General features: G+C 57.2%; 7 protein-coding genes. 4 read left to right on the forward strand and 3 right to left on the reverse strand.

The window, feature by feature from the left end:
* Positions 1–97: 97 nt before the first annotated feature.
* From SP6_RS18720 to SP6_RS18730, 3 genes are read right to left on the reverse strand one after another with little or no spacing between them, the layout of a single operon-like run.
* Positions 98–1,312 carry a polysaccharide biosynthesis protein gene (locus tag SP6_RS18720; RefSeq protein WP_042469482.1) on the reverse strand — a complete coding sequence of 405 codons (1,215 nt, stop codon included), beginning with the start codon at positions 1,310–1,312 and terminating at the stop codon, positions 98–100.
* Positions 1,309–2,409, reverse strand: coding sequence for a GumK N-terminal domain-containing glycosyltransferase (locus tag SP6_RS18725; RefSeq protein WP_042469483.1), 1,101 nt, complete (start codon positions 2,407–2,409; stop codon positions 1,309–1,311). Before SP6_RS18725 ends, SP6_RS18720 begins: the two co-directional genes overlap by 4 nt.
* Before the next feature lie 2 nt (positions 2,410–2,411).
* Positions 2,412–3,440 (reverse strand): glycosyltransferase, encoded by a 1,029-nt coding sequence (locus SP6_RS18730; protein ID WP_167541267.1) that lies wholly within the window; start codon positions 3,438–3,440, stop codon positions 2,412–2,414.
* Between the two features lie 518 nt (positions 3,441–3,958).
* Here SP6_RS18730 and SP6_RS18735 point away from each other — a divergent pair.
* From SP6_RS18735 to SP6_RS20600, 4 genes are all read left to right on the forward strand, one after another.
* Positions 3,959–5,266: a hypothetical protein gene (locus SP6_RS18735; RefSeq protein WP_042469485.1), complete on the forward strand. Its 1,308-nt coding sequence runs from the start codon at positions 3,959–3,961 to the stop codon at positions 5,264–5,266.
* A 59-nt stretch (positions 5,267–5,325) separates the two neighbouring features.
* Positions 5,326–6,699, forward strand: a complete 1,374-nt coding sequence (locus SP6_RS18740; RefSeq protein WP_082052580.1) for an O-antigen ligase family protein — start codon at positions 5,326–5,328, stop codon at positions 6,697–6,699.
* 65 nt (positions 6,700–6,764) lie between these two features.
* Complete coding sequence (locus SP6_RS18745) at positions 6,765–7,475, forward strand: polysaccharide biosynthesis/export family protein (RefSeq protein ID WP_128130760.1); 711 nt, start codon at positions 6,765–6,767, stop codon at positions 7,473–7,475.
* Between the two features lie 11 nt (positions 7,476–7,486).
* A partial coding sequence (locus SP6_RS20600) for a GumC family protein (protein ID WP_082052582.1) occupies positions 7,487–9,258 on the forward strand: 1,772 nt, incomplete at its 3' end.

Consider the following 9,258-nt stretch of genomic DNA (forward strand, 5'->3'; position numbering starts at 1 on the left):
GTCGCGGCGTATGACAAAACGACAATGCTAATGGCCTGCTGGGTAGAATTTGGCAAGCGATATGCGGACATGAATAGGGCCGGGCCCGTCGATCGTTTCAGGCGGTGGCATGCAGTCGCTGACGGATCATCCGGCGGACTACCAGCGTGATCGTCGCACTGAGGGCCGTGTTTTGGAAAAGCACCGCTAGCGCCACCGTTTCCATCACCCCTAGCATCTGGATGAGCGACAGCGTTAGGCAGAAGGTCGCGAAACCGATGCCCCCCCCGATCACCCACCAGCGTTCCTGATGTAACGCGGTTACAGCCAAACCGAAGGGTGAAGCGGCACAGGTCACGATTGCGCTTAGGAACAGCGGCGTTGCCAGGGCAACCGGGATCACCAGCGTCTTCCACCCCAGCATCCCCATCACCACTACCCCGGCGATTGCAGAGGGGATGTAGATCAGGGCGAACAGGGCCGACAGGCGGCCGTTCTGGCGGATGATCTTTACGACCATGGGCATGTCATTGTTTGCTGCGGCAGTGATGATCCGCGGGGAATAGGCAATCGCCAGCCCGTGCAGGAACACTGAAATCGCCGAGGACAGCTTGCGCACCACCTCGAACGTTGCGACGCGCTGCGGCGCACCAAGCAAGGTCAGCGCCAGCGTCGGCATATTTTCAGTCGCCGAGCTGATGATGCCGCTAAACAGGAAGGTACGGCTTTCCAGCCAGAGTAGGCGGATCTGTCGTCGGTCAATGGTCATCGCTCCCGCCAGGGGGCGCGACCCGCGCAGCATGAGCGAGAGCAGGGCGGGTGTCATATAAGCGAGCGCCATAATAATCGCGATCGCCTGCCAGCGCAGCGGCCATCGCATCAGGGCGCTGACGACAAAGCTGGCCGAGGTGATTGAGGGGGGCAGGATGTAGAACAGCAGAACCGAGGTCATCTGCCGCTCGTGTGCGATCTGGCGGACCTCCTCCAGCTTGGTAAGCAGAATTGAAAACACCGCTAGCGCGAAGATGAGCGCCCCCGTTGGCGAGGCGAACCCTGTCCCAGCCAGCCCGGCCATGACCATGCCGACGATCGACATGAAGACCATAACGATATGCGACGCAGGTATCTGCGCACGATCGGGAAGCAGCAGTGCACGCATATAGCCTTGGCTGGCATATTGCGCCACGGGCCCGACGATCATCATCGCGAGCGCAAAGGAGGTGGCGCCAAGGCCATATTGCCGTGCGTCGAGGAAAATCGCGGCGGTCAGCGACGGGAAGAAGCCGACGCCCCCGGCGATCAGGCGCAGGAACAGCAGGCGGGACACCTTCATCGCGCAGCATCATCCAGTGGGGCTACCATCTCGGCTGTGACCTGACGCCATGTCCGGGGATGGTCTGGCCAGCGGCGTTCGCATGCCAGTGCCCGCTCGACCGCACGCAACAGCGATGCGTCATCGCCTACCGTATAGCCGAAGCGAAGCGGATGACCCCCTTGCGCGAAGTCCGGGCAGATCGCGGGCAGGCCGATCGCGGCGAACTGCATTAGTTTCATCGAGGTGTCGACGAGATAGTCCGCCATGCTGGCCGACCGGTAGGGAGCGATCCCGAAGCGGGCATGCTGGATATAGGGGATGGTGTCCTCAAATCCCATTTCCGAAATCCAGTGAAGATTTTCGCGGTCCTGCCCGTCATGGCCCGATCCAATGACGTGAAAATCAATATGCGGAAAGGCCTTGGCCGCGACGTCGAATACGTTTGGATCGAACAACATACTGCCCACCGAAACTGCCGAAGTGCGTCCGGCATAGGGATCGGGCCGCTCGGCAAAAAAGGTTTCGGCCAGCCCGTGGGGGATGATCCGGTGGTGTGCGATGCAAGTATGGTCGGCCGCCATGCGCGCGGAGGGCAGGCGCGCATAGTCGATCAACGGCGCCGCCTTCTCCAACGCGTGCTCGTAGAAGCGTGCCATGCCGATGGTGCGCAACGTGTCCGATGCGCTGTAGATGATCCGCGCGTCCGGATTGCGGCGCGCAATCTCGGGGATTAGGGCGACGGCGCTCCCCGATTCCACGATGATGGTGCGCGCACGGCGGACCATGACGTTTACCCGGTGCGGCATGATGCGGGCATAGAGGGCACTGGCTACCGCGTTCCACGCGGCCAGTCCCGCCGGGCGCAGGTTCACGGGATGCAGCATCGAATACCATAAATGGCTTTCTACCGCACTACCCACTGGCGAGGGGACGTTGCGCAATTCGTGGCGCTGGTCGCGCCCCCGCAATGTCGACAGTGCGCTGGAATGGGTGGCGAGGAACATCGTCTCGCCGAGGCGGCTAAGTTCATCGGCGATGAAGTGCAGGTCGACGCGCCTCTTGGTGCGATAATCGTGGGTGGCAGTGACGATTAGATAGGGGGGATCGAAGGTCATCTTTAGTGCTGGGTCCCGAAGCCGGACAGATAGGCGGCGTGTTCGATAGCCACTGCCGACCGTGCAAATCCCGCCGCATGGGCGATGCGATCCTCCGGGGTGCCTAGGGGTGTGGTCGTCGACAAGTGCCGGATCATCGCATCAGCCAGCGCGACGGGGTCGCCGGGGGGGACCAAGGTGCCCAGCTCGGGCCGGGTTATGATGTCCTCCGGCCCGAAATCGCAGCGCGCGGCGATGACGGGCAGTCCGGCGCTCAGCGCCTCGACGATGGCTACGCCGAAGCCTTCCCAGCGCGAGGCGCTGACGAAAGCGCTGGCGGCTGCCAGCTCTTGCGATGGGTCAGAGATCATCCCCTTGAGGATCACGTTGCGCGTTAAGTCCAGTGTCTCGACCAACGCGGCCAGCGCCTGATGCTCCGGCCCGTCGCCAACGATGGCGAAGGTCGCCTGGGGAAAGCGATCGACCACCTGGCGGAACGCGCGGATCGCGATGTCATGCCCTTTCTGATGAGCTAGGCGTCCAACGGTCACGAAATGCTGAGCCTGCGGCGCGTGTCCGCCGACTGGGGGAAGCTGGCGCACCGGATTGGGCAAATAGCGGACCGCGCCCTTTCCGCCCAACGCGCCCAAGGTCGATCGCGCTAGGCCAGGTGATACCGTGACGATCCCGGCAAACCATGTCGCGGTCGCACGGTATAGAGAGAAGACGAGACGCGACTTTACCGACATCACGCGTTCGATGTCGGGGTTGCCGTGCAGATGCAGGACGATCCGGTCGCGACGTCCGTGGAGTCGGTTGTAGATCAGGCTGAGCACTGCGTTTTCAAACTGTGGTATGACGATAACGTCGAAATCGTTCGTGGCCAACACGCGGTGCAGTCCGGCCGGGACGTCACGCACTCGATCGCCCCTGGCCCGAATGATCCGGTAGGGGGCGTCGCGAACCTCGGGATAGTCAGTGAAATAAATGACCGACACTGCGATCGATCCGGCATGGTGTTCGACCAGTTCGGATGCGAGCTCGTGGGTCACGCGCTCCATGCCCGCGAAATGCGGGGAGGGGGGAACGAGATAGGCGACCCGGACACGCGAATTTTCAGTGAAAACGGGGGCAGAGACGAGGTTTGCGTGAGGCAGGGTTGAAGGCGGCGAGGTCATGGTCATCCACAAGAGGCTTATGTGCTAACCGCACCCGATATGGGTACGGATCCCTGTCCGTGCGGCGGGCATGTTAATGAAGGTACTGTTTCGTTAATGGGGAACGTTGTCGACCGCGCGGTTCGTGGCGTTCCTCGCCTTGTCGGTATTAATGGTTGTTCGTCACTCTCAGACATCGTTGGAGGGCATATGTCTGCTGGCGCGGCCCTATGCCACCAAAACCGATGCGCATAAAGGTCAGATCCTCAAATGATCCGCATGCCTGTCTCTTTACCAGCCATTCCGCGTCTTATATTGGACGCCAAGATAAATGAACACGGTGCGGCGGTTCGTATCCCGGTTTGCTCGTGCCACCCGGTATCGCCCCGGGCGTATGAAGGAAGCGATACCTGATGTCTCCCGGCCTCTCTCCCAGACCGATTAAGGTGCAATGGTGGCATTCCCCCGCGCTGCTGATCCTCGGGTTTACGCTTCCCTTTTTCCTGCTGGTCGCTGCAATCACGCCCAGCGTCATCCGCAACGCGCCAGTCCTCGCTTCGCGCGAGATGTATCTGACCCTGTTCCGGGTAATCCAAGCGATTAGCCTGCTTCTCGTATTCGCTGCGGGCGCCGCCTATGCGGGCAGGAAGACGTTCATCGGTAAGGTGCAGCTGTACGACGGCTGTATGGACTTCCTATTCTACCTGACTTTCGCCGCTTATATCATTTGGTTCGGACCACTCGTCCTATCCAATCCTCGGCTGATTTTGGAAACCTTTACCGGCACCGTCGGCGCGATTTATGACGTCCGTGACGAGGCGCAGAATATTTCGGGTGTCACGACCGCTACGCAGTTCGGAATTTCCTATGCAATCATCTATGCAATCAAGCGGTTTCAAGACGGTGAGATTGTGCCCCGCAAATATACCATTATGCTGGGGATCATCGGAGGGCTGGCCCTGTTCCGAGCTACCGTATACTCAGAGCGTATTGCAGTCGCAGAAATATTTATTGCAGCGTTTGTGATTTTTGTTGTTTCTTATCAATCCAGAAAACGCTATGTTAGATTAGGAATAAAATATTTTCCATTTTTGCTCTATGCGGCAGCACCAATATTTTTTGCGGTGTTTGAATATCCCAGGAGCTGGCTCAATCACTATATTGATATTTATGACAATTTCTGGCATTTTGTCATGGATAGATTTTCATTGTATTATGTTACGTCACTTAATAATATATGTGCATTGCTAGATTATTCGCAGAATCCGACATATGATGGCGGCTGGACGTTGAACTGGTTGTATCGATTTCCCGTCATTGGTCCGCTGCTATCCGATGAAGGCGCCAATGGTGGGGGCGTTGGACATTCGTGGTTTCTAAAATTTTTGGCTGCTTATGCGTCGCCGGAATTTAACAACACCACTGGTGTTTTGACGGTTGTCTATGACTGGGGCTGGCCACTTGGGCTGGTGCTGATGGGGATATACGGAATATTGGCGGGGCTAACCTTTGCGTCTTTTAAGAGCGGCAATGGCGTGCTGCGCTACGTCTATCCTATATTCTTATACTCGATCCTCGAGCTTCTACGTATCGGCTATATCTATGACGGCCGCGCCGTTGCCGCGATCATTGGGATCATTATCGCGATCGGATTCTGGAGGAAAGCTGCGGCAATGGCACCACCAATGACGATGGCCCCGGGCGGTCTTCGGCCACGATAAGTAGCCGTAGCCGATAAGACGGTTTCGTTTCGGATTGGCATTGGCTACACGGTGCCCTAATGCGTTTTTTTAAATCTTTCACTTCCTCCATACGCTCGATGCCATTGGCGATCCCCTTCCTCGTGTTCATTGGGGTTTTGTGGGTCGCGGGTGGCGCCTCCCGTGCGGATGTCGCAGGGCAGGTAGTCAGCCGCGCAGCGGCATGGGTCGCCTTGGTCACGCTCATTATATTGGGTGATCGGCGCAGCCTGATCGGAGACCGCCAGGTCTTGGCGTTGTTAGTCGCCACGATTTTGCTGCCATTAGTTCAGATCATTCCGCTTCCGCCATCATGGTGGTCGGGGCTGCCTGGGCGGGGCATATTTTTAGAGGCAGCCACCGCGGCCGGGATGGCGCAACCCTGGCGACCATGGGCCATTGTACCGTCTGCCGCCTGGAATGCGCTTTTCTCGTTGGTCGTGCCGCTGGCCACCTATTTCCTCATTGCGGGTTTTGGTCGAGTTGGACATCTGCTGATGCTCCGGACACTACTCATATTGATTGTAGTCTCCACTGTAGTCGGCCTGATGCAATTCTCCGGCGTCAATGTCGACAATCCGTTTGTTAACGGATCAGGCGAGGTGAACGGGATGTTCGCCAATCATAATCACTTCGCACTGTTTATTGCTATGGGCTGCCTGCTAGCTCCAGTCTGGGCTTTTTGCGAATCCCGTAAGCCAGGCTGGCAGCATCCGGTTGCGCTTGGATTGGTCTCGTTGTTTATCCTCACCATCCTGTCCAGTGGTTCGCGTGCGGGTATGATCGCTGGGCTGATCGGGGTGAGTGGTGGCTTTTTGGTGACACAGGGGGATGCCCGTAAGGCGCTTCGGCGTTACCCGCGCTGGGTATTCCCTGCTCTAATTGCCGCGACGCTGGTCAGTGTGACCGGACTGGTCCTTTTGAGTGTGATGTCAGACAGAGCCATGTCGATTCACCGCGCGATGACCGTTGATGTGTCACAAGATATGCGTTCCCGCGCACTGCCCGTCGTATTGAAAATGATTCGGGAATATTTTCCCGTGGGATCGGGCTTTGGCGGCTTTGACCCGATATTTCGGTTACACGAACCATTTGCCCTACTTAAGCCAACCTATTTCAACCATGCGCATAACGACTTTCTAGAGATTGTTCTTGATGCGGGACTGCCGGGGCTGATTTTGCTCATGCTGGCTATCGGATGGTGGATGTGGGGCAGCATCGATGCGTGGCGCAGTCGCGGCGAGGACGCCGGACTGCGAAGGACTGGGTCCATCATGCTGTTGATGGTCTTTGCTGCCAGCGTCTTCGACTATCCGGCCCGCACCCCGATCATCATGGCGGTGATTGTGATCGCGGCGATCTGGCTTAGCGGATATGCACGGCAATCCGCTGCATCAGCTTTACGTCAACCATAGCCGCTCGTATAGACGCCATGATTTGCACTGCCTTGCGATCCATTACCGTGGAAGCTTCCGACCTTATGCGTAAGACCTGCCTTATTCTGCCGGCTATCATAATGATGTCGGCATGCTCGCATCGGGAGCCGCTGGTTTCGACGCCACAGCTGACTGTGGTCGAAAGCAGTCATGCTCTGCCTCCTCCCAATCGCAGCGATCTCACTGCGGCGGATCGTCCGGCGTTGATCGGACCCCTCGATACCATTGAGGTCGACGTCTTCAATGTGCCCGACCTCAGCCGGGAAATGCAGGTGGATGCCAGCGGCCGGATTGTCATGCCGCTGGCGGGTGAAATCGCAGCAAGTGGGCGTACTGCCAGCGAACTGGCTTCCGCCGTCGCGGGAGCGTTACGAAAGCGCTATATTCGTGATCCCGAAGTAACGGTAAATATCAAGAGCTCAGTGAGCCAAGTCGTGACTATTGACGGGCAGGTGGTTGAACCGGGACTTTATCCTGTAACCAACCAAATGACTTTGTTACGAGCAATCGCTTCTGCCAAGGGATTGTCCGAGTTTGCGCGGCAAGAGGATGTGGTTATTCTACGTACGGTCGAGGGGCGGCGCATGGCTGGCCTTTACAACATCGACCAAATTCGACGTGGTGCCTATGATGACCCGGCGATCTACGCCAATGACCTAGTAATTGTTGGTGACTCCCCGCAGCGTCGCCTGTTCCGTGATTTCGTGTCGTTGTCGCCGCTCCTTGCCGGGCCGTTGATCGCCATTTTGCAATAAGGCCGGATTTGATGAACGCTGTTACCTCCGTCCCTCAGGACGGCATCGCCGGTCCTGAAACACGATTCCCCTTCCGAGAGGGGGAGCAGACTTCAATAATTCGACACTATCTACATATCGCTCAACGGTGGCGTTACGTCATTATTGGCATAACTACCGCCTGTATCTTGGTGGGATTGATTGTAACTTTGCTTATGACACCGCAATATACTGCGGTGTCGACCATCGAAATTGCACGAGATTCGAGCAAGGTCACTGATTTTCAAGGTGTCGAGCGCGAAACGAGCGCACTCGATCAAGAATTTTACCAAACCCAATATGGGTTGCTGCGTTCGCGGGCTTTATCTGAACGGATCGCGAACCAATTGCGCCTAGTCGACGATGCTAAGTTTTTCGCAATGTTCGGCTATAAGAAGGATAGCCCGGCGTTTAAACTGACCCAGGGGCGCTATCCGGCCAATGGCCGCGCTGAACGACTGCGGATCGCGGGTGAAATTCTGCTCGATCATCTATCCGTTAACCCTACGCGTATGTCGCGTCTAGTTGACGTTGGCTTTACCAGTCCAGACGCTGATTTCTCCGCGCGCATTGCCAATGCGTGGGCCGATCAGTATATCCAAAGCAATCTTGAGCGTAAAGTTCAGGCGACATCCTATGGACGTAATCTTCTACAGCGGCAGTTAGCCCTTCAGAAAGAGCGTCTAGATGAATCTCAGCGCCAGCTCGTCGGCTATGCCTCCGCGCAGCAAATTATCACCCTACCGTCCCAGACGAGCAACGGTACGACAACATCAGAACGTTCTATCGTTGCCGATGATCTTGCGGCGCTAAATTCTGCACTGTCGCAGGCAACCGCTGATCGTATTCAGGCTGAGGCGCGTTTCCAGCAGGCGGGACGTGCTGGGGCCTCAACCGAAGCGTTGCGCAACACCGCGATTAATAATCTACGCCAACGCCGTGCGGAACTGGCTGCAGAATACCAGCGGCTCATGGTGCAGTTTGAACCGGGCTATCCTGCTGCTAAAGCCGTCCAGTCCCAAATCGCTCAGCTTGATCAAGCGATCACGCGCGAAGAGGGGCGTGTGTCGGGGTCGCTCCAAGCTGACTATCGTGAAGCACAGGAGCGTGAACGTGCGCTTCAGGCTCAGGTTAATCAGCTTAAATCGCAGTATCTCGACCAGCGTCGGCGTAGCATCCAATACAATATCTACCAGCAGGAGGTTGATACCAACCGGGCTCTATACGACGGCCTGCTACAGCGTTTTAAAGAAATTGGGATTGCTGGCAGTGTTGGCGTCAATAACATTTCAATTATTGACAATGCCGATGTGCCCCAGAAACCGTCCAGTCCTCGTCTGCTATTGAATATTGCCATTGCGTTCGCTGCGGGTTTGGTCCTGGGTGGTTTGGCCGCATTCGCGCTCGAGCAGATGGATGAGGCGATTGCAGATCCGGCCGAGATTGAGCGTCGGCTTGGTCTTCCACTCCTCGGGGCTGTTCCTAATCTAAAAGATATCCGTCCGGAAGATGCTCTACGAGATCGTAAGTCAGCGCTGGTTGATGCTTATCTCGCAGTACAAACGAACCTGTCGTTCACTACCGAACACGGCGTGCCACGGTCTTTTGCTGTTACCTCCACGCGCCCCGCTGAAGGCAAGTCTACTACCGCCTTTGCGCTAGCAACTATGTTGTCGCGCTCGCAACGGCGGGTCGTACTGGTCGATGGCGATATGCGTTCCCCCTCAATCCACCACTTGATCGGCATCGGGCACGACCTAGGGGT

It is taken from the genome of Sphingomonas paucimobilis NBRC 13935 (assembly GCF_000739895.2).
GTDB lineage: Bacteria > Pseudomonadota > Alphaproteobacteria > Sphingomonadales > Sphingomonadaceae > Sphingomonas > Sphingomonas paucimobilis.